A 22,406-nucleotide genomic window follows, 5' to 3' on the forward strand; every position below is an offset into this window, starting at 1 on the left:
ATTAGATAATTAGCATCAATTGACTTAATCTTAAATCAATCCCGAGACTTCGGGACAAAAATCTAAAATTACAATGATACAAGTAAATCAACTTTCAAAAAAATATAACGGAACCACAGTTTTAAACATCAATAATCTTGAAATTCCAAAAGGACAAAGTTTTGGATTAGTAGGGAATAACGGAGCAGGAAAAACCACTTTTTTTAGTTTGTTATTAGATTTGATTCAGCCTTCAACGGGGCATATTACGAGCAATAACATTCAGGTAAATACAAATGAAAACTGGAAATCTTTTACAGGATCATTTTTAGACGAAAGTTTCCTTATTGGCTATTTAACTCCTGAAGAATACTTTTATTTTATTGGCGATTTACGCCATCAGAATAAAGCAGATATCGATGCATTGTTAGGGCAACATGAAGAGTTTTTTAATGGAGAAATTCTGAACAACAAAAAATACCTGCGTGATTTATCTAAAGGAAACCAGAAGAAAGTCGGCATAATTGCTACACTAATAGGAAATCCGGAAGTCGTTATTTTAGATGAACCTTTTGCAAATTTAGATCCAACAACAGTTAGCCGCCTAAAAAAGATTATTAAAGATTTGGCAGAAAATCCGAATGTTACGGTTTTGGTTTCGAGTCATGATTTGCAGCATACTGTCGAGGTTTGTGACCGAATTGTAGCATTAAATAAAGGGGAAATAGTGAAAGATATTCAAACCTCAAAAGAGACACTTCAGGAACTGGAATCGTTTTTTGCTGTTTAAGTTTCTATATTTCAAAAAGAAGCGTATTTTTACCAGTCATTATACTAAAAAGCCTTTTTAGAAGTTAATGGATTTAAACTCTTTTCTATTGAAAAAGAATACTCTAAAATATTGTTTTCCGTTCGTGTTTTTATTCTTTTTGATAGCTTGTTCTACCAAAAAAAACACGTTTTTGTCTAGAAATTCCCATGCTTTAAGTACAAAATATAATATTTTGTACAATGGAGGCATTGGCCTTGATAAAGGTTTGAAATCTATTCAGGCAAATGATCAGGATAATTTTTGGAAGATGCTGCCTATCGAAAAAATGCAGGTTGACGAAAATTATTCGGGAGAAGAAAAAGCTAAAAACCCTGATTTTGAATTAGCTGAAACAAAAGCTACAAAAGCGATTCAGAAACACTCGATGAATATTGGCGGAAGGGAAAAAAACACTCAAATAGATGAAGCATATTTAATGCTCGGGAAAGCCCGTTATTATGATCAGCGTTTTATTCCGGCTCTGGAGGCATTCAATTATATTTTATATAAATATCCAAATAGCAGTAATATTTACACAGCAAAAATCTGGCGTGAAAAAACCAACATGCGTCTGGGAAATGATGCTATTGTTGTAAAAAATATTAGGCTGTTATTAAAAAATACGGACTTAAATAAGCAAACGTTTTCAGATGCAAATGCGTTATTGGCCGAAGCTTTTTTACATTTAGAACAAAAAGATAGTGCTGTAGCGAAACTTAGAATTGCAGAAGATTTCTCGAGAATAAATGAAGACAAAGCACGTTATCGTTTTATTTTAGGGCAGATGTATCAGGAAGCCGGGAAAAAAGACAGTGCCATTTATTTTTATAATGGCGTAATCGACATGAACCGCAAAGCGGATCGAAAATACATGATGCATGCTTACGCGAGAAAAGCTCAGATGTTCGACTATGAAAATGGCGATCAGGATATGTTTGTTGAAGCTTATAACAAATTGGTAGACGATCGCGAAAACAGACCTTATTACGATATCCTTTTTTATGAAATGGGTGTTTTTTTCGACAACTATAAAGAACAGGAAAACGCGCTGGAATTTTATAACAAATCGTTAGCCAGAAAATCGAAAGACCCTTATTTGGTAGCTTCGACTTATAGAAATATCGGAAACATGTATTTTAAAAATACAGATTATACAATGGCTGCCAAATATTATGACAGTACATTGGTGAAATTAGATCCTAAAAGCAGGGAATTTGCTTTTATTGAAAAAAACCGAAAAAATTTAGACAATGTTATAAAATACGAAGGAATTGCAAAGCGCAATGATAGTATTATAAAGGTTTATGGTTTACCAGAAGTAGAAAGAAAAGCCTATTTTGAAAATTATATTGCTGAACTTAAAAAGAAAGATGAGGCAAAACGTATTTTTGAAGAAAAGGAAAAAGAAAAACTGGAAAATGTGGAGCGTAATTCAAAAGCCGGCAACTTACCAACGGCTGTAAACCCACAAGCACCAGTGCCAACTGATTTGGCAGCAGGAGGGGCATTTAATCCTCCAGGTGCAAATGACCAGGCGAGTACATTTTATTTTTACAATCCAACAACGGTTGCTTACGGGAAAGTGCAATTTAGAAAAATGTGGGGAAACCGATCTTTAACCGGAAATTGGCGTCTGGGTTCAAAAACTATTTTTAATCCTGCGATCAAAGATTCACTAAGTATTCGTCAGGATTCGATTAATGCATTAAAGGATTCTGTAGTAGTTGAAAAATATACGACGGCGTTTTACGAAAAACAACTTCCAACAAGTCAGGTTGTTATGGATAGTATTGGTAAAGAACGAAATTTTGCCTATTATCAGTTAGGACTTATTTATAAGGAAAAATTCAAGGAGTATAATTTAGCCAGCGATAAATTAGAACAATTGTTAAGAAACAATCCTGAAGAAAAACTGGTGTTGCCATCGATGTATAATTTGTATAAAATATATCAAATTACAAATCCGGCTAAAGCCGAGAAAGTAAAATCTGATATTACAGGAAATTATCCAACTTCCAGATATGCTCAAATTTTAAATAATACAAATGCTGGTGATTTGGCTTCGCCTGATAAAGAATATAAAAAGTGGTATAAATTATATGAAGAAGAGCAATTTGATGTTGTTTTAGATAATATTGATAATTTAATTAATCAATATGCCGGCGATGAAATTGTTTCTAAATATGAATTATTGAAAGCCAACACATTAGGAAAGGTAAATGGTCTGGCTGCTTATAAAAAAGGGTTAGAAAACGTTGCAGATAATTACCCAAACAGTGAGGAAGGAAAAAATGCACGTGAAATTTTAGAGAAACAAATTCCGAGTTTGGAAAAACTTGATTTCACCGCAGTAGACGGTAAAAGCTGGAAGATTTTATATTTAGTTGCTAATAATGATTCTCAAACGCTTAAAAAAATTGAAGAAGCGATTAGGGTATTTTTGTTAGTTGAAAATTTTGAGCGCCTAACAACTTCTTTAGACAAATACAATAAAACCCAAAGTTTTGTAGTTATTCATGGAGTAAAATCTGAGGCTTATGCCAGAGATGTTTCAGGAGTTTTGAGAGAAGACAAAAAATATAAAATTACACATCCGTCAATTATTATTTCGAGTGATAATTACAAGGTGATTCAAATCAAAAAAAATCTTGACACTTATTTAGCGCCTAAAAATCCATAAAACATGTTTGAGAAAGCAAAAAAAAACGGCACAGAACTTTTAGGTAAAACAAATAGAATAGTTGAAGGAACTTCTATTTTAGGAGATATTGTTTCTAAAGCCGATTTTCGATTAGATGGAGAATTGATAGGAAATTTTACTTCGCAGGGAAAACTGGTTATAGGGCCATCAGGAATTGTAAAAGGCGAAATTATTTGCCACAACGCTGATATTGAAGGCGAGTTTCAAGGGAAATTAAAAGTTTTGGAAATCCTAAATATAAAAGCCACAGCCCATATTCAGGGAGAAGTTGCCGTTGGAAAATTATCTATAGAACCTGGAGCTGAATTTACTGCTACTTGTACTATGCTAACAAATTCTAAAGAAGTATCTTTAAAAGATGGAAAAGGAGCCGAACAAAAATCAAAGGAATAAATGGATTGCATTAATTAATATACCTATTCAAATGGGTGTTATTATTTTCTTGTTTTCTTATTTAGGAACCTGGTTAGATGAAAATCATCCAAGCCCAAAAGTATATTATAATAAGATATTAGTAATGGTTGGTGTTGCTCTGGCACTGTATAATGTTATTCGTCAGGTAAACGAAATCAATAAAACAAAGTAATTTTACTTTTCAAAGAGCTTTAAATAAATGTTGCATATTTGCATAAAATTATTTGAAATGCTTTTAAAAACGTACAAACCGATTTTACATTTATTCTTTTTTGCTTTAGCATGCTACATTTTGCACAAAGCAGTTTTTATATTTTTTGATATCCCAAATCAAAATTTTCATTACAGTATCGAATCCTTGTATTTGATTTTTTTTGCATTTACAACAGTATTCTTTATGGTATTATTGAAAATTACTATTAAAAATTTTGACAGTATAGGAATGATGTTCATGATGGGAACTTTAATTCAAATGTTTTTTTCTTATTTAGTTTTGAGACCGATTTTATCTGATAAAATTCATAACGTGTCTGTTGAAAAAACTAATTTTTTTATAACATTTATTTTGTTTTTGTTATTTGAAACGCTTTTAACTGTCCGATTATTAAACAAAAAGCGTTAAAATAGGGATTCTGTAAAACAAGGTTCAAAAATAATTTTTCATATCCTTTTGAATATTAATAAAAAATGTACCTTTGCACCAAATTTTAGAAACGTAAAAAAATAAGATTTTCAACAGATATGGTGATTTCAAACAAACCACTCAGATTTATTCTTGTAGCTTTATTAGCTTGTCTTCCTGTAATTAGTTTTGCTAATGCAGAAAAAGACACTGCACATCCACAAACTGAAGCGGCTCATGAAGCTGTTGCAGAAGGACATCATTCGGAACCAACAGATGTAAAATCTAAAATCAAAGCTTTCGTGAATCATCACGTTTTAGATTCTCATGATTTTACTTTGACTCAGGATGATGAGACAGGAAAGTATTATGGTTTTTCTTTACCAGTTATTATCTGGGATAATGGCCTACATGTTTTCTCTTCATCAAAATTTAATCATGGTCATTCGGTAGCTGAATCTAATGGAAATTATTACGTGATTAATCATCATGATGGTAAAATCTACAGAACAGATGCGACAGGAACAATTACTGAAGATGAAAAGAGCGGGCACCCAACAAATGTTCGTCCTTTAGATTTTTCAATTACTAAAACAGTAGTTTCTATTTTTGCAGCAGCGTTACTAATGTTGTGGTTGTTTTCCAGCTTAGCAAAATCTTATGCTAAAAATGGAGGAATCGCTTCTGGAGCAGGAAGAATTTTTGAACCATTAGTAGTTTACATCCGTGATGAAATTGCAATTCCAAATATTGGTGAAAAGCATTACAGAAAATATATGAGTTATTTATTGACTATCTTTTTCTTTGTATTGTTTTTAAATATTTTCGGATTAACTCCACTAGGAATTAATGCTACAGGTAACTTAACAATTACATTCTCGTTAGCAATCCTAACTTTCTTAATTACAAACCTTACAGCAAATAGAAATTATTGGGGTCACATTTTTTGGATGCCAGGTGTACCAAAACCAATGAGAATTATTTTAGCACCAATTGAATTGTTGGGAGTTTTTATCAAACCATTCTCATTAATGATTCGTTTGTATGCTAATATTTTTGCTGGTCACATTGTTTTAATGAGTATCATCGGATTAATGTTTATCTTTAAAAGCTGGATTGGAAGCAGTTTATCTTTTGGATTGTCATTTGTACTTTCTATACTTGAAATTTTAGTTGCCTTTTTACAAGCCTATATTTTTACAATGCTGTCTGCACTTTATTTTGGTTCAGCAGTAGAAGAGCATCATCACGAAGAAGAAGCTCATCATTAAAACTTAGATTCAAGATCCCGGATTTAGGTATTATTCTAAAATCCAGATTCAAAAATCTATAACAAAATTGAATGTTTAATTTTTAATATATTTATTATGGAAATTCCAAATATCGTTGGAGCAGGATTAATCGTAATCGGAGCAGCATTAGGAATTGGTAGAATCGGTGGTTCAGCAATGGACGCTATCGCTCGTCAACCAGAAGCTTCTGGAAAAATCCAAACAGCTATGCTTATCGCTGCTGCACTTATTGAAGGTATTGGTTTCGCTGCGTTATTCGCATCTTAGTTAAAACCCAAAAAACAATAGTTGCAACGGTTGGTTGTAACTATTGTTTTAAAATTAAAACATTCAAATTGCCTGGTGGTAATTTTAAAAAAGACATAATTTAAAATTTATAATTATATATAATGGATAAGTTAATAAATCAGTTTGAGTTCGGTTTGTTTTTCTGGCAAATACTAATATTTGTTGGATTAATTCTTTTGTTGAAAAAATTCGCGTGGAAACCAATTCTTGATGCAGTAAATGATAGAGAGCAAGGCATTAAAGATGCATTACTTTCTGCAGAAAATGCAAGAAAAGAAATGGAAAACCTTCAGGCTGATAATCTAAGAATTTTGAACGAAGCTCGTGCAGAACGTGACGCGATGTTGAAAGAAGCTCGTGAAATGAAAGAGAAAATGATTGCTGATTCTAAAAACGAAGCACAAGCGCAAGGTCAAAAAATGATCGAGCAGGCTAAAGCGGCTATCGAAGGTGAAAAAAATGCTGCTATGGCTGAATTGAAATCACAAGTTTCAACTTTATCATTAAGCATTGCTGAAAAATTATTGAAAGATGAATTATCTAACAAAGAATCTCAAACTAAATTAGTAGAGAAAATGTTAGGTGACGTAAAGTTAAACTAAGATTATGGCAAGTACAAGAGCAGCAATTCGTTATGCAAAAGCAATTCTAGACTTAGCAAACTCTAAAGGTGTTGCCGAAGCTGTAAATAACGATATGAAATCTATTGCTTCTACAATTGAAAGCAATTTAGAATTGAGCACATTTATTCAAAATCCAACTACAAAAGTGGAGGTTAAGGAAAGTGCTCTTTTGGAAGTTTTTGCTAATGTAAATGGTGTAACTAAAGGTTTGTTTCATTTATTATTCGAAAACAAAAGATTCGAAATTCTAGAGGCAATCGCAGTAGAATACAGCAGAGTTTTTGACGAAAGTAATGGAATTGAAGTAGCGAAAGTTACCACTGCTATTCCTATGGATGCGGCTTTGGAGGCTAAAGTTTTAGCAAAAGTTTCAACTTTGTCAGATAAAAAAATAACAATTGAAAATATAGTAGATCCATCAATCATTGGAGGATTTATTTTAAGAATAGGTGATCAACAATACAACGCTTCTGTTGCAAACAGATTACAAGTATTAAAAAGAGAGTTAAGTAATTAGTTTTATTACACATAAAAGTGTCTAAATTATAAATTAAGATGGCGGAAATCAAACCTGCTGAAATTTCAGCAATATTAAGAAAGCAAGTAGAAGGTTTTGAATCTGGTGCTACGCTAGAGGAAGTAGGAACGGTACTTCAAGTTGGAGATGGTATTGCTCGTATTTACGGGCTATCGAATGTACAATATGGTGAGTTAGTTGAGTTTGAAAACGGACTTGAAGCTATTGTATTGAACCTTGAAGAAGACAATGTTGGTGTGGTACTTTTAGGGCCATCAACTGGAATCAAAGAAGGATCAACAGCAAAAAGAACACAACGTATTGCTTCTCTTAAAGTAGGTGAGCAAATGGTAGGACGTGTAGTAAACACTCTTGGTTTTCCAATTGATGGAAAAGGACCAATTGGTGGAGACTTATACGAAATGCCTTTGGAAAGAAAAGCTCCTGGAGTTATCTTCCGTCAGCCAGTAACTGAGCCATTACAAACAGGAGTAAAAGCAGTAGATGCTATGATCCCGGTTGGTCGTGGACAACGTGAGCTTGTAATCGGTGACCGTCAAACAGGTAAATCAACTGTTTGTATCGATACAATCTTAAATCAAAAAGAATTTTATGATGCAGGAAAACCTGTATTCTGTATATATGTTGCAATTGGGCAAAAAGCTTCAACTGTAGCAGGAATCGCTAAAATGTTAGAAGAAAAAGGTGCAATGGCTTATACCGTTATTGTTGCAGCTAACGCTTCTGATCCGGCTCCAATGCAAGTTTACGCTCCTTTCGCAGGTGCTGCAATTGGAGAGTACTTTAGAGATTCAGGTCGTCCAGCTTTAATTGTTTATGATGATTTATCTAAACAAGCTGTTGCTTACCGTGAGGTTTCTCTTTTATTAAGAAGACCACCGGGACGTGAGGCATATCCTGGAGACGTTTTCTACTTACACTCTCGTTTATTAGAGCGTGCATGTAAAGTAATTGCTGATGATGGAATTGCTAAAAACATGAACGATTTACCAGATTCTATCAAGTCTATCGTAAAAGGTGGTGGTTCATTAACTGCATTGCCAATTATCGAAACTCAGGCTGGTGACGTTTCTGCATATATCCCAACAAACGTAATTTCGATTACAGATGGTCAGATTTTCCTTGATGGAGATTTGTTCAACTCTGGAGTTCGTCCTGCGATCAACGTAGGTATCTCTGTATCTCGTGTTGGAGGTAATGCTCAGATTAAATCAATGAAAAAAGTTTCCGGAACTTTAAAATTAGACCAGGCTCAATTCCGTGAATTAGAGGCTTTCGCTAAATTTGGTTCTGATTTAGATTCTGTTACCTTAAACGTAATTGAAAAAGGAAGAAGAAACGTTGAAATCTTGAAACAAGGTTTGAATGATCCTTATCCTGTTGAAAATCAAGTAGCTATTATTTACGCTGGTTCTAAAAACTTGTTAAAAAGTGTTCCTGTAAATAAAGTAAAAGAATTTGAAGCTGATTTCTTAGCTTACTTAAACAGTAAACATAAAGACACGCTTAACGCGTTGAAAGCTGGTAAATTAGATGACAACATTACTGATGTTATCGAAAAAGCAGCAAAAGAAATTTCAGCAAAATATATCTAATTAGATAATTAGTCAATTAGGTAATTAGAAAATATCTTCGGAAACTTTCTAATTATCTAATTTTCAAATTGTCACATTTTTTTAATCGACAAATGGCAAATTTAAAGGAAATCCGTAATAGAATTACTTCCGTTTCATCGACGATGCAAATTACATCGGCTATGAAAATGGTTTCTGCTGCAAAGCTTAAGAAAGCACAAGATGCAATCACTGCAATGCGCCCTTATGCCGAGAAATTAACGGAGTTGTTGCAAAACCTTTCTGCTACACTTGAGGGTGAAGTTGGAGGTGATTATACAACACAACGTGAAGTAAAAAAAGTATTGCTTGTAGCTATAACTTCTAACAGAGGTTTATGTGGTGCATTCAATTCAAATGTAATTAAAGAGATTAAGAATCGTTCTGCGTTTTACGCTGGAAAACAAGTTGATGTTTTTCCTATTGGTAAAAAAGGAAATGATGTACTAAGTAAAACTTTTAAAGTTCACGGTCATCATAATGCAATTTTTGACCATTTAACTTTTGAAAATGTTGCCGGAATTGCAGATAATTTGACTGAAAAATTCTTATCTGGAGAATATGACAGAATCGAATTGATCTACAATCAGTTTAAAAATGCTGCTACTCAAATCGTTCAAACTGAACAATTTTTACCATTAGCACCAATTAAATCTGATGTACCGGTTTCAGCTGCAGATTATATTTTCGAACCTTCAAAAGAGGAAATTGTATTGACTTTGATTCCAAAATCACTGAAAACACAATTATACAAAGGTATTCGTGATTCATTTGCTTCAGAACACGGAGCACGTATGACAGCAATGCACAAAGCAACTGACAACGCAACTGAATTAAGAAACCAATTGAAATTGACTTACAATAAAGCACGTCAGGCAGCTATTACTAATGAGATCTTGGAGATCGTTGGTGGAGCAGAAGCATTGAACGGATAAAATAGCATTTTAATAGAATATTTAAAAGAGCCAACTATTAGTTGGCTCTTTTTTTGTGCATTATTTTTTACAATAAATTAATAAAATCATTGAAAATTTTTTTTCGTTTTTTGATAATTTATGAGGATTAACTGATTTGGTAATTAAATAGTTACAATTTGATTTTAAAAATATATATATTTATGCCTTTATAATTAGTAACTTTTTAACACTTTCTGCGTATAACATTTAACAACCAAAAAGTTATTAAAAATAGTTTAACCAAAAACAATGGCAAAAGAAAGTTTCAATTGGAAGAGTCTCTTCATTAATGATGAGACAAATAATTCAGAGGGTGCATCAGCAACTCAACCATCGGCACCCATTTCAACAACTACTGACAAGAAGTTTCCGAATCAAGCTACAGAAGCATTTCCAGCAAATTCGTTGACAAACCCTTTTTTAAACGAAATTTTTGAAGTTTACGATAAAGGTTTTGAGTCATTGAATGAGTCTGGTTTTGATTTTTTTGAGCTTTATAAATCTGTGGTGGCAGTTGGAGTAACGAATCCGCAAAGCTATCAGATGGCTTTTACTATGGGTAAATCGATCAAATCTGATTTGACAAAAGAATTTCTTTTACAAAAAGGTAGTTTTTATATCGCAGAAATCGAAAAGGTTTATACCAAATACGATACAATTGGGAAAACAAAAAAAGCCGACTTAGATAATACGATAACTAAAGAAAAGTATAATTTATCTAAAAGTATTTCTGATCTGGAAGCGAAAATTATTGAACTTCAAAAAGAATTAGAAGCCAAGAAAATTGAACTTCAAAAAATTGATCCTGTTAATATGGAACAGCTTTCAGAAATTCAATTAAAGATGGATGCCAACAATTTAGCAAAACAAAAAATATTAACCTCAATCAATACTGTAATAACAGGAATTAATCAATATTTATAATGGATAAATACGAACAAGAAAGAAGTACTCTTTTGACATTGCCAATTTTAAAACACTTTGACGAGTCTAAAGGAGAAATTGCTTTAAAATCAGGCGCGCTTAAAAAAGGTGAAAAGTCATTGTTTTTGGCTTTAGCACTTGGTTTATTAGGAGTTGGTGGTTATTTAATCTGGACTTATATTATTCCGCCATTATTTACAATGTTGGGTCAGGCTATTGCTTTATCAGCGACGGGAGTATTCTTAGTTTTTTTGGTTATGATGGCTCCTGTTATTATGAAGGGACTTCGTTTTGCTACAAAAAATATTCACAAAGCGTTAATTCAAAGTAATCCTTTTAATGAGTTGGAAGAGCAGAAGCAAAAAATGATTAAAAATCGTGAAGTTTTTAAGAACACAAAAGCGAAGCTAAAAGGTCTTAAAAATGAAATGGAAATTGAAGCCAATAAATCTGAAAAAGAAGCGAAAGAATTTCAGGAAGATGTTTTAAGCTTACAACGTCAGTCAGAAAAATTAAAATCAGCGATGGACGAAATGGTGAAACAAAATGGTGTTGCTGCAAAAGATACTGACGAGTATGTGGTCCTGCAAAGTGAATTAGCCAGAAAGCTAAGCGATTCTCAAAGGGTTTCAACTCAATATGAGCAAAGCAAAAGTTTCATCCAAAAATACGGCGTTCGTGCCAATGTATTAGGGAAGATGGATCGTAAACTGACTTTAGCAGGAACAGCAATCGACATTAAAATTGCTGATTTTGATGTGACAGTTAAGATGCTTCAAAAAGAATATGAGTTTGCCAAAAATGCTAAAGAAGCAACAGAAAGTGCAAAAAGCGCCATGTTATTCACGAAAGATTGGGAATTAGAATATGCTCTTGAAGTTGTAACGTCTACAATTGCGCAGGATATTGCTAAGACTTCTGAAAACTTAATTGATATTGATGCGTTGACTTCTAAATATTCTGTTGATAATGATGAGCTTTATTCAAGGTTAGATTCATTGGCAGATGAAATTAAAACAGGCGACAATACAATTCCGGATTCAACAAAATATACAAATCCAAATTATAAAATGACCAAAGAAGATAAAATGTCTGGTGGTGGTTTTGGGGATATTTTTTAATACAATTAAATTTAATTTTTAAATAAAAATGGGAAAAATTTTAAGAACAGAAAAGTTAACTACTCTTTCTGAATTATTGATCGTTATTGTTGGAATTGGAGTAATTTTAGGTGGAGTTTATTATTTATCTCCTGGAATTAAAACAGCTGTTTCTAAGCAATTAGACGGTATGGAGCTAAACTCGACAGATGTTAATAATGTTACGAATGCCGAAAAAATAGCACTTCCTTCAAAAGAAATATCTACAGAAGTTGCAGACAAACCTTTAGTAAAAATTGGTGCTTATGCCTGGAATGCTCAATCAGGAATTATTGTTTCTAATGGTGGTCCAAAAACAACAAAAGGATCATTGATGGAAAAAAACGGAGTTAATTTGGAAATTATCCGTCAGGACTGGTTGTCAGAATTGCGTAATATGCAAATGAAATTTATCGAAGAATTTGATAAAGGTGAAGCTTTTCCATCTTCAGATAAAAGTGTTTTTGCCGTTATGATCATGGGTGACGGTGCGCCATTTTATATTAGCTCTGTTCAAAAATCATTAGACGAAAAATACGGAAAAGACAAATACCACTTACAAGTTATGGGTGTTGTAGGTATGAGTTATGGTGAAGATAAATTGATTGGACCTCCAAGCTGGAAATCTGACCCAAAAACGATGAAAGGTTCTGTTATCTCTGCCGTTCTTGGAGATGGTGACTGGGTTACTACTGTAAATTATTGCTTTGCAAACGGATTAAAAGTAAATCCAGATCCAACAACTTACGATGCAGATGCTGTAAATATTTATCCATCTGAAAATGATGATTATATTAAATCGGCAGAAGAATTAATTAAATCTCAGACAACTGGATGGACTGTTACGTTGAAAGAAGTAGTAAATGGAAAATTAACTGGAAAATCTGTGAACAGAAAAATCGACGGTTGTGCTACCTGGACACCTGGAGATAAAACAGTTTTTGATAAATTGACTGGTTTTGTTGATATTGTTTCTACAAGAGAATTCAATAACCAAATGCCAACAGCTCTTATTGGAGTTAAAGAATGGGCGGAAAAAAATCCTGCTATCGTTTCTAATATTTTGAAATCGGCATTGACGGCTTCAAATCAAATGAAAAATTATGAAGATTGGAAAGTAAGAGCTTCAGAAGCAGTTGCTGATACCTATAAACTTGAAACTCCTGAATATTGGTACAAAATGTTCAAAGGACAACAAGGAACAAAAGCTGGATTGACTTATAACATGGGTGGATCTAAAGTATTTAACTATGCTGATGCAATGCAATACTTTGGTTTATCAGATGGTGTTAACAGATATAAATCGGTTTACAACCAGGTTTCCGGATATTTGACTGAGTTGAATCCTTTTGGATTTAATGAAAACGTAGGAGCGGTTGTTCCTTACGATCAGGCAGTAAACTTGTTCTTCCTGAAAAACATCAACGATATCGAGTCTACTTCTGCAGATAAAGCAGATTATAGTGCTGAAGCAAAAGAAGTTGTGGCTTCTGGAGAATGGAAAATTAATTTTAATACAGGAAGTGCTGAAATTTCAAATTCATCTAGTAAAGAAGTAGAAAAAATCTACAATCTTTTGGTGCAGGCTGAAAACACAAAATTAACTATTGTGGGTCATACTGATAATGTTGGAAATGCAGATGCTAACTTAGCTTTGTCAAAAAGCAGAGCAGAAGCAGTTGTAAATTACCTGAAACAAAAAGGTATTCCTGCAAGTCGTTTCCAAGTAGTTGACGGAAAAGGTCAAAGTGATCCGGTTGCAGATAATAATACTGCTTCAGGGAAAGCATCAAACAGACGTGTGGTTATCACTTTATTAAAATAAAAAATACTAAAAGGCTATCTTAACGGATAGCCTTTTACAATAACTATGGTAAAATTTTTAACTCCCTTTGAAAAAATATCAAAAATGAACAAAACCCTTATTTTATTGGGTTGGTTAGTTCTTTTGATTATTATTTGGTTTGCGACAACAGCTGGCGAAAAACATCTTTTTCCTTCTCCTTCTCAGGTTTTAAAAGGTTTTGAGGATTTGTATAGAGAAGGTTTGGTAGTGCATATTTTCAATTCATTGTCTTTATGTTTTATCTCGATTTTTTTAGCCACGATTATTTCGTTACTATTTGCTTATTCGTGGCCAATTCCGTTATTGAAACCAATTGCTGAATTTGTTACAAAATTTAGATTTTTACCGTTTACCGGACTTTCATTTTATATTACAATGGTGGTGCACGATGCAAGAGCAATGCAAGTTTGGATCTTGGTAATTTTCCTGACTACTTTCTTAACAACCTCATTAATTGCAGTTATCAAAGATATACCGCAAGAAGAATTTGATCATGCAAAAATGCTGAAATGTACTCGATTAGAAGTGCTTTGGCAGGTTATTATTTTAGGAAGAGTAGATTATGTAATTGATGTCATCAGACAAAATCTTGCCATAACATGGATGATGCTGGTAACAGTTGAATCGATTGTGGTAGCCTCTGGAGGATTAGGGTTTTTAATAAAAAATTCTGATAAGTTTATGAATACCGGAAGAATCATTGCACTTCAAATTATCATTTTATTAATAGGTCTTGGCTTAGATGCAGGAATAAATTTCTTAAGAAAAGCACTATTTAGATATTCAAAAATATAGTCATGAAACACGAATATAAAGAGACGCTTTTATACGTAGAGAATCTTAGTGTTGCCTACGATGATACCGTTATTATAAAAGATATAAGTCTGATAGAAAAAGACGTAGTCAGAGACGGAGTACATTGTACAGGACAAGTTGTAGCTTTTGTTGGAAGATCGGGCAGAGGAAAATCAACCTTCTTTAAAGCATTGACTGGTTTGATTCCGACAAATTCCGGAAAAATACTAATTAGAGATTTTGAAAACAAAGAACCTAATGCTGCCAAATCTGTAAACGAAGGCGATATTGGCTTTGTAGATCAAAAATATACTTTGTTCAGACATAAAACAGTTACTCAGGCTTTGAAATTTTCGTTAAGAAAAACAACACTTTCAAATACTGAAAAAGAGGAAAAGATAAAAAAATACCTGAAAGAATGGGGATTAGAAAATTGTGCAGACAAATATCCTAACGAACTTTCTGGCGGACAAAGACAAAGAACGGCGATTATAGAGCAATTGTTTTCATCGGATCAATTTATTGTTTTAGATGAACCTTTCTCTGGATTGGATGTTGGAAATATTGAAGAAGTAAAAAAGTCCTTTGAACTGCTTGGGCAATCTTCAGATTTTAATACGGTCATTTTTTCTACGCACGATATTGAATTGGCAATTGAATTGGCGCAGACTATTTACGTTATTGGTTATCCAACTATAAATGGAAAAAAGGAGCATTACGGGACAATAGTAGCCAAGTATGATTTGAGAGATATGGGCTTAGCCTGGAAAGATTATTGTGACGATCACTTAAAATTATCAAAAGAAATCATTCACCAAATGATGATTTCTTAAATTTAAATATGTCAAAAAAGAACAATCCGATATCGATTATTGAGGAATCATTTTTGTCTCTAAAAAAATATTTAGAAACGAATATAAATTCTAATGAAGCCGTTTTTACGGCTTCATTTATTAGTGATCTAAAAAAAGAAACAACGAGTATTCTTGAAATTTGCAATGTACTAAATCAAGACACAGATTTTATTCAGAAAATAAATCAAGCAATAAATCCTGTTTTTTCAAAAGGTTTATTGTTTAAAGCAGAGCATTTTTTTCTTTCGGATATTATTGATCTTTACGAAAGAGAACCAGAGAAAAAAAATGAAAAGCAGGAGTTTGTCTTAGCTTATTATTACGATGCTTTACGCAACAAACATTTTGCAGATGAAACTTCTGTAAACGAACTGAATCAATTGGTTTTTACAGAGAATTTTAAAAGTCTTCTTATAAAAATAAAAAAAGAGAATAAGATCATAACTTCAAATTCACAACAAAACCAATATTTACTACCTGAAATATTATCTGAAAAAAAGCATAATAAACTAGACAAGATTTTAGTAAAATATCAAAATTTCATTCAGTTTGCATTTGATAAAAAATTTGAAAACGGAACAGTTTTCAATAATTATCTTGGTTTGAATTTCAATAAATCAAAAACAGATAAAAAGGAAATTGACCAACTTCCGGAAGAAGATACATTAGAAAAAGTGCTGAAAGAGTTAAATAAATTAGTTGGTTTAGCCGAAGTAAAAAAAGACGTTTCTGAACTTATTAATTTATTAGAGATACAAAAGAAAAGATCGAAGCAGGGATTAAAGAATGTTGAAATAACCTTGCATACCGTTTTCCTTGGACCTCCCGGAACCGGAAAAACTTCTGTAGCAAGACTTCTGAGCCGAATTTTTAAACATTTGGGTTTCTTATCCAAAGGTCAGATGTATGAAACAGACAGAGAAGGATTAGTTGCAGGTTATGTTGGACAAACAGCAACAAAAGTTGATACTGCGGTGGAATCTAGTCTTGGAGGTGTTTTATTTGTTGATGAAGCCTATGCTTTAACCCAAAATGCATTTGGAAATGATTATGGAGCCGAAGCTGTAAATACATTGCTAAAGAGAATGGAAGACCATCGGGAAGACTTGGCAGTTGTAGTAGCAGGCTATACAGAACCAATGAAGATTTTTATAGAATCTAATCCTGGACTACGTTCCCGCTTTAATCGATATTTTCATTTTAGCCATTTTACTCCACAAGAATTATTTCAAATTTTTGAATCCTTTTGCTTGAAGTCTGATTTTATAATTGCTGATGATGCCAAAGAAAAATTAACGGATACTTTTGAACTACTTTATGAAAGTAAAAATGAAAGTTTTGGAAATGCCAGAGTGGTTAGAAATCTATTCGAAAAATGTGTTCAGAATCAGGCGAACCGAATTGTGAAATTGAAAAAAATCACAAATAAAATTTTAAAAACGTTTACGGAAGAAGATATTCCGGAACCAAAAGAAACAGAGCAAAAAGTTAATTTCGAAGTAAAAGATACAGAATCAAAATAAAAAGAGCCGACATCCCCAATTGTCGGCTCTTTTGTTCTGTAAGGAAATTAGTTTGGTTTTGTAAATTGTTATAAAATGGTGATTCTCAATTATCCAGAACTGAGAATCAGTACCATTTTATAAAATTACTTAAACAGATGTATCACCTGTCTAGTGCTTTGTCTTTCATGGGAACAAACTAGCTTTATTAATCCCAATGCTCTGTTTTTTTGAGGGTTACATTTCAGCAGAATCAATCCCTTGTGCTTTGTCTTTTGTGGGAACAAACTAGCTTTATTAGTCCCAATGCTTTTCTTTTTTATAAGGGTTGTATTTCTAGCTTTTCTCAATCCCTATGAAGCAAATTTAAGAAGAGACTGTTAAAAAAATGTTACATAATTTTTGCCGACAATTTATATATTTCACATGTGTAAGTTTTTTGCTATAATTACGATTGAAAAAAAATCAGTATTTTTGAAACCTATTTTTATTACAATGAAACTACAAATTCAGGAACTGACTACAATAGAAGAAATGCTGGCACAAATTGATACGATGCGATTTCTTTATCCAAAACTTTCTATTGAAAAATACAAATCATTTCTTTCAGAGATGATCCCACACAATTATATTCAGATTGGCGTTTTTGAAGAGGATGTTTGTCTGGGAATAACAGGCTGTTGGTCTGCTACTAAATTATGGACCGGCAAATATCTTGAAATTGATAATTTTGTGGTTAATCCGGAACATCGCTCAAAAGGAATCGGAAAAGTATTGACCGATTATATTGAACAAAAAGCTAAAGACTTAAACTGCAGCAGTATTGTTTTGGATGCTTTCACAGGAAATTTTGCAGCACATCGTTTTTACTACAATCAGGGTTACGGCCCGAAAGGTTTTCATTTCGTTAAAATTTTGGATGAAGATAAACTGACACAATAAAAAAGCACTGAAGTTTTTTTATTGAACCTGCAAAATCGGTATTAAACCAAAGAATTGGTTATTTTTGTTTCACGAACTTTATTATTAAATTATTTTGGGATTATATAAAAATCTATTCAAGCAAACTGCAATTTACGGACTAGCAACAGTATTACCACGAATGCTGAGCTTTTTATTGGTAAGATTGTATACAGGTATTTTACCAACTGCAGAATATGGCGAGGTTTCGATTGTTTTATCCTGGATGGTTTTCTTTAATGTAGTTCTTTCTTACGGAATGGAAACTGCTTTTTTTAGATTCTATAGTGCCGAAGAAGATAAGAAGAATGTAATAGCAACTTCTACAATATCAATATTTTGGTCGTCGATAATTTTCCTGTTTGTAGCCTTAATTTTTAGAAACACCTTAGCAAGCCTTGCTGAAGTAGATGCACAGTATGTTACTTATTCGGTTTGGATTTTAGTTTTAGATGCTTTGGTGTTAGTACCATTCTCCAAACTTAGGGCGAATCAGAGACCAATGGTCTACGCTGCGATTAAAATTGGAAACGTAATAATCAATTTATTGCTGAATATTTTCTTTTTAATGTATTTACCAAAATTGGCAGCTTCAAATCCTAATTCGGTTTGGGATAATTTATATGTTGAGAATTTCCAGATTGCCTATATTTTCATTGCAAATTTATTGGCGAGTTTAGCCACTTTTGTTGTGCTTTCTCCAAATTATCTTTCGCTGGGACGAAAATTCGATCCGGTACTTTGGAAAAAAATGATGAAATACGGTTTGCCAATTTTGGTTGCCGGACTTGCATTTGCTGTTAACGAACATTTCGATAAAATTCTACTAGGTTATTTATTACCTGAAAACCTGGCTAAATCCGAAGTAGGAGCATATTCCGCTTGTTATAAGCTTGGATTATTTATGGTTTTATTTGCAACTGCTTTTAGATTAGGAATTGAACCTTTCTTTTTCAGTCATGCAAAAAATGAAAATGCACCTCAGACTTACGCGGTTATCACCAAATATTTTGTGATTTTAGGATCCTTAATTTTATTGGGAGTAATTGTTTTTGCAGATATTTTAAAATTTCTGCTATTGGATAATAAATCATATTGGGAAGCGATGAAAGTAGTACCATTAATTATTCTGGCAAATTTCTTTTTAGGAATTTATAATAATTTATCCGTTTGGTATAAACTGACAGACAAAACAAAAATTGGGGCTTATATTTCAATTGTTGGCGCAATAGTAACTTTGGTTTTAAACTATTTTTTAATTCCAAAATACAGTTATTATGGTTCTGCAATTGCAACTATTTCTGCTTATGGAAGCATGATGCTGATTTCTTATATTTTAGGGAATAAATATTACCCAATACCTTATGATATGAATAAAATTGGAGCTTATTTGGGAATTTCAATTGTGTTTTCAGCTATTTCTTTTTATGGATTTAGGGAAAATTATTTTGTTGGAATTCCGTTATTATTAGGCTTTATGTATTTTGTTTATCATAACGAAAAAGATACAATAAAAGGAATTATGAATAGAAAGTAGTCCTACTTTTTAATGCTTTAAATAAAAAAATGAAAATACAAATTATCAATAAATCACAACACGCTTTACCAAACTACGAAACAATTGCTTCGGCAGGAATGGATTTGCGTGCCAATTTAACAGAATCTATCATACTAAAACCTTTAGAAAGAACCATTGTAAAAACAGGTCTTTTTATTGAATTGCCAATTGGCTACGAAGCACAGGTAAGACCAAGAAGCGGCTTGGCTGCAAAAAAAGGTGTAACCGTTTTAAATTCACCAGGAACTGTCGATGCTGATTATAGAGGTGAAATAGGGGTAATTTTAGTAAATTTATCAAATGAAGAATTCGTAATCGAAAACGGAGAACGAATTGCGCAATTGATTATCGCCAAACACGAAAGAGCCGAATGGATCGAAGTTGAAGGATTATCAGAAACTTCAAGAGGTGAAGGCGGTTTTGGAAGTACAGGCGTAAAATAGTTTTCAGTCGCAGTTCACCATTAAGTTTCGGACTTTGCGATCTTAAAAAAACTAAGCAAACTTTGTATAAACTCTTTGCGAACTTTGCGGTAAAAAAAGAAGCAACTCAAGAAGATTTTTGCAATCTTCCCATAAAAAATAAATACAAAAATGAAAATAATCGTTCCAATGGCGGGCCGTGGCTCGAGGCTTAGACCACATACTTTAACGGTTCCTAAACCATTAATTCCTGTTGCAGGAAAATCAATTGTACACCGTTTAGTCGAAGATATTGCTAAAATATTAAAAGAACCAATTGAAGAAGTTGCTTTTATTTTGGGTGATGAAGCTTTTTTTGGAGCTGATCTTGTAACAAGTTTGGAGGATCTTGCAAAAGGTTTAGGCGCAAAAGCATCAATCTATCGTCAGGATTTGCCTTTGGGAACAGGTCATGCGATTATGTGTGCAAAAGAATCTTTGTCTGGACCTGCTGTAATAGCTTATGCGGATACTTTAATCAGAGCTGATTTTGAGTTAGATCCCGCTGCAGATGCTGTAATTTGGGTAAAACAGGTTGATCAGCCTGAAGCATTTGGTGTGGTAAAGTTAAATTCCAATAATGAAATTATAGAATTGGTTGAAAAACCAAAAGAATTCGTTAGCGATTTAGCCGTTATCGGAATCTATTATTTTAAAGAAGTTGGTGATTTGAAAAAAGAACTTCAAGGCGTTTTGGATAATAATATTCAGAATGGTGGAGAATATCAAATTAATGACGGAATCAAAGCAATGATGGCAGACGGAAAAGTTTTCAAAACCGGAAGTGTAGATGAATGGATGGACTGCGGAAACAAAGACGTTACGGTTGAAACTAACACCAGAATGTTAGGATTTTTACATAACGACGGAGAACATCTGGTTGATTATAATGTGACATTAGAAAACGCAACTATTATTCCACCTTGTTATATTGGTGAAAATGTAGTGTTGAAAAACGCAACAGTTGGACCAAACGTATCTTTAGGAAAAGGATGCCATGTAATCGACAGTACAATCAAAAACAGTTTAGTTCAGACGTTTTCTCAAATAAAAAATGCTAACTTAGATAATGCGATGATCGGAAACCATGTTAGTTATGATGGTAAATTTACGAGCATCAGCATTGGAGATTATTCTGTTTTAGAATAATAATAATTTAAAATAAAATTATGTAAATGATGAAAAAAGGAGTTTTTGTAATTTTATTTTTCGTTTTGCTTTGCAATTCAACTTCGGTTTTAGCTCAGACTGAACCGGAAGATATTGCTATGGCAACCGATGAATATCAGGACTCTTTTTATGAATCATTAAAACAAAAAGGGATTGAAAATTATGACAAGGCTATCGTATCATTAGAAAAATGTATAAAACTAAAACCTAATGATGCTGTTGCTTATTTTGAATTGGGGAAGAATTATTTTGCTCTAAAAGAATATAGCAATGCTCAAACTTCTTTTGAAAAAGCAACACAATTAGATCCAAAGAACAAATGGTATTGGCTTGGAATTTATGATGTAAGTTATGAAACTAAGAATTATCCTCTGGCAATCGAAACGATTCAGAAAATTATTCCGTTTGACGAAGAATACAAGGATGATTTGATTTCGCTATACATGTTGACAAATCAGTATGATAAAGCGCTTTCGACGATCAATGAAATGAACGATAAATTCGGAAAATCTGAAGATCGCGAAAGATATAAATTGCAGATTTTATCCCAAGGGAAATATCAAAATTCTGAGATTGCTAATTTGATTGATCAGATTAAACAAAATCCGAAAGAAGAATCAAATTATGTTAACCTGATTTTTTTATATTCAAAATCAGAAGAAACAGATAAAGCTTTGGATGTTGCAAAACAATTGGCAAAGGAAATTCCGAATTCTGAATGGGCTCAGGTAAGTTTGTTTAAGGTATATTTAGATGGCAATAAAGTAGATCAGGCTATTAAATCGATGAATGTGATTTTATCAAGTTCGAAAATTGATTCAAAAATAAAGCATCGTACGTTAAATGAGTTTTTGATTTATGTGAATAAAAATCCGCAATATGCTCCAGATTTAGAAAAAGCAATTGCTTATTTTGACAACGATCCAAATGTTGATGTTGCAAAAGAAATCGGGAAATTCTATCACAGTAAAGGCCAATTTGAAAATGCAATTAAGTTTTATGAAAAAGATTTAAAGGCAAATTCAGATACAGATCGTGAAACTAACTTGCTTTTGCTTGAAGCATATACGCAGGCAAAACAGTTTGAGCCGATGACAAAGAGAGCTATGAATATGATTGAAGTGTATCCGAGTCAGCCTCAATTTTATTATTATGCAGGCTTGGGAAGCAATAAGTTACAACAATTTAAGAATGCAAAAACCGTTTTAGAAATGGGACTTGATTATGTGGTCGATGATAAAACGCTTGAGGCAAATTTTAATATTCAGCTTGGAGAGGCATATAATGGGTTAGGAGACGCTAAGAAAAAAGAGGAATACTTTTTGAAGGCGAATGAGTTATTAAAACAAAAAAAGTAAAA

Annotated in this window: 21 protein-coding genes; all 21 read left to right on the plus strand. The window is 32.8% G+C overall.

Features of this window, described 5'->3' with window-relative positions; translation table 11 throughout:
- The first annotated feature begins 73 nt into the window (after positions 1–73).
- Entirely contained in the window at positions 74–769 is a 696-nt protein-coding gene (locus AC6CH4_RS22010; RefSeq protein WP_498106799.1) for an ABC transporter ATP-binding protein, read from the plus strand.
- Between the two features lie 88 nt (positions 770–857).
- Complete coding sequence (porW, locus tag AC6CH4_RS22015; RefSeq protein WP_498106801.1) at positions 858–3,470, plus strand: type IX secretion system periplasmic lipoprotein PorW/SprE; 2,613 nt, start codon at positions 858–860, stop codon at positions 3,468–3,470.
- 3 nt (positions 3,471–3,473) lie between these two features.
- A complete protein-coding gene (locus AC6CH4_RS22020) occupies positions 3,474–3,884 on the plus strand; it encodes a bactofilin family protein (RefSeq protein WP_498106803.1) in 411 nt (136 codons plus the stop codon).
- On the plus strand, positions 3,850–4,077 hold the full coding sequence (locus tag AC6CH4_RS22025) for an AtpZ/AtpI family protein (RefSeq protein ID WP_498106805.1): 228 nt from the start codon (positions 3,850–3,852) through the stop codon (positions 4,075–4,077). Before AC6CH4_RS22020 ends, AC6CH4_RS22025 begins: the two co-directional genes overlap by 35 nt.
- A gap of 569 nt (positions 4,078–4,646) precedes the next feature.
- Positions 4,647–5,798, plus strand: coding sequence for a F0F1 ATP synthase subunit A (atpB, locus tag AC6CH4_RS22030; protein WP_498106807.1), 1,152 nt, complete (start codon positions 4,647–4,649; stop codon positions 5,796–5,798).
- A 96-nt stretch (positions 5,799–5,894) separates the two neighbouring features.
- Entirely contained in the window at positions 5,895–6,086 is a 192-nt protein-coding gene (atpE, locus tag AC6CH4_RS22035) for an ATP synthase F0 subunit C (protein WP_165828897.1), read from the plus strand.
- Positions 6,087–6,208: 122 nt separating this feature from the next.
- Entirely contained in the window at positions 6,209–6,709 is a 501-nt protein-coding gene (locus tag AC6CH4_RS22040; RefSeq protein ID WP_192186512.1) for a F0F1 ATP synthase subunit B, read from the plus strand.
- A 4-nt stretch (positions 6,710–6,713) separates the two neighbouring features.
- A complete protein-coding gene (gene atpH / locus AC6CH4_RS22045; RefSeq protein ID WP_375030916.1) occupies positions 6,714–7,247 on the plus strand; it encodes an ATP synthase F1 subunit delta in 534 nt (177 codons plus the stop codon).
- A gap of 38 nt (positions 7,248–7,285) precedes the next feature.
- Positions 7,286–8,863 carry a F0F1 ATP synthase subunit alpha gene (atpA, locus tag AC6CH4_RS22050; protein WP_074660092.1) on the plus strand — a complete coding sequence of 526 codons (1,578 nt, stop codon included), beginning with the start codon at positions 7,286–7,288 and terminating at the stop codon, positions 8,861–8,863.
- 92 nt (positions 8,864–8,955) lie between these two features.
- Positions 8,956–9,816: an ATP synthase F1 subunit gamma gene (atpG, locus tag AC6CH4_RS22055; protein WP_498106809.1), complete on the plus strand. Its 861-nt coding sequence runs from the start codon at positions 8,956–8,958 to the stop codon at positions 9,814–9,816.
- Between the two features lie 270 nt (positions 9,817–10,086).
- Complete coding sequence (locus tag AC6CH4_RS22060) at positions 10,087–10,761, plus strand: hypothetical protein (RefSeq protein WP_498106811.1); 675 nt, start codon at positions 10,087–10,089, stop codon at positions 10,759–10,761.
- Entirely contained in the window at positions 10,761–11,882 is a 1,122-nt protein-coding gene (locus tag AC6CH4_RS22065; protein ID WP_498106813.1) for a hypothetical protein, read from the plus strand. Before AC6CH4_RS22060 ends, AC6CH4_RS22065 begins: the two co-directional genes overlap by 1 nt.
- A 28-nt stretch (positions 11,883–11,910) precedes the next feature.
- Positions 11,911–13,725 (plus strand): OmpA family protein, encoded by a 1,815-nt coding sequence (locus AC6CH4_RS22070; protein ID WP_498106815.1) that lies wholly within the window; start codon positions 11,911–11,913, stop codon positions 13,723–13,725.
- Positions 13,726–13,809: 84 nt separating this feature from the next.
- Positions 13,810–14,541, plus strand: coding sequence for an ABC transporter permease (locus AC6CH4_RS22075; RefSeq protein WP_498106817.1), 732 nt, complete (start codon positions 13,810–13,812; stop codon positions 14,539–14,541).
- Positions 14,542–14,543: 2 nt separating this feature from the next.
- The gene (locus tag AC6CH4_RS22080; protein ID WP_498106819.1) at positions 14,544–15,374 is read left to right on the plus strand and encodes an ATP-binding cassette domain-containing protein; all 831 of its coding nucleotides are present in this window, start codon (positions 14,544–14,546) and stop codon (positions 15,372–15,374) included.
- An 8-nt stretch (positions 15,375–15,382) separates the two neighbouring features.
- Entirely contained in the window at positions 15,383–16,918 is a 1,536-nt protein-coding gene (locus AC6CH4_RS22085) for an AAA family ATPase (protein WP_498106821.1), read from the plus strand.
- 474 nt (positions 16,919–17,392) lie between these two features.
- The gene (locus AC6CH4_RS22090; protein ID WP_498106823.1) at positions 17,393–17,839 is read left to right on the plus strand and encodes a GNAT family N-acetyltransferase; all 447 of its coding nucleotides are present in this window, start codon (positions 17,393–17,395) and stop codon (positions 17,837–17,839) included.
- 94 nt (positions 17,840–17,933) lie between these two features.
- The gene (locus tag AC6CH4_RS22095; protein WP_498106825.1) at positions 17,934–19,394 is read left to right on the plus strand and encodes a lipopolysaccharide biosynthesis protein; all 1,461 of its coding nucleotides are present in this window, start codon (positions 17,934–17,936) and stop codon (positions 19,392–19,394) included.
- A gap of 29 nt (positions 19,395–19,423) precedes the next feature.
- On the plus strand, positions 19,424–19,858 hold the full coding sequence (gene dut, locus AC6CH4_RS22100; RefSeq protein WP_498106827.1) for a dUTP diphosphatase: 435 nt from the start codon (positions 19,424–19,426) through the stop codon (positions 19,856–19,858).
- A 150-nt stretch (positions 19,859–20,008) separates the two neighbouring features.
- Positions 20,009–21,025: a sugar phosphate nucleotidyltransferase gene (locus tag AC6CH4_RS22105; protein WP_498106829.1), complete on the plus strand. Its 1,017-nt coding sequence runs from the start codon at positions 20,009–20,011 to the stop codon at positions 21,023–21,025.
- 29 nt (positions 21,026–21,054) lie between these two features.
- Positions 21,055–22,404 carry a tetratricopeptide repeat protein gene (locus AC6CH4_RS22110; RefSeq protein ID WP_498106915.1) on the plus strand — a complete coding sequence of 450 codons (1,350 nt, stop codon included), beginning with the start codon at positions 21,055–21,057 and terminating at the stop codon, positions 22,402–22,404.
- Positions 22,405–22,406: the final 2 nt, after the last annotated feature.

It is taken from the genome of Flavobacterium sp. GQ95 (assembly GCF_059758655.1).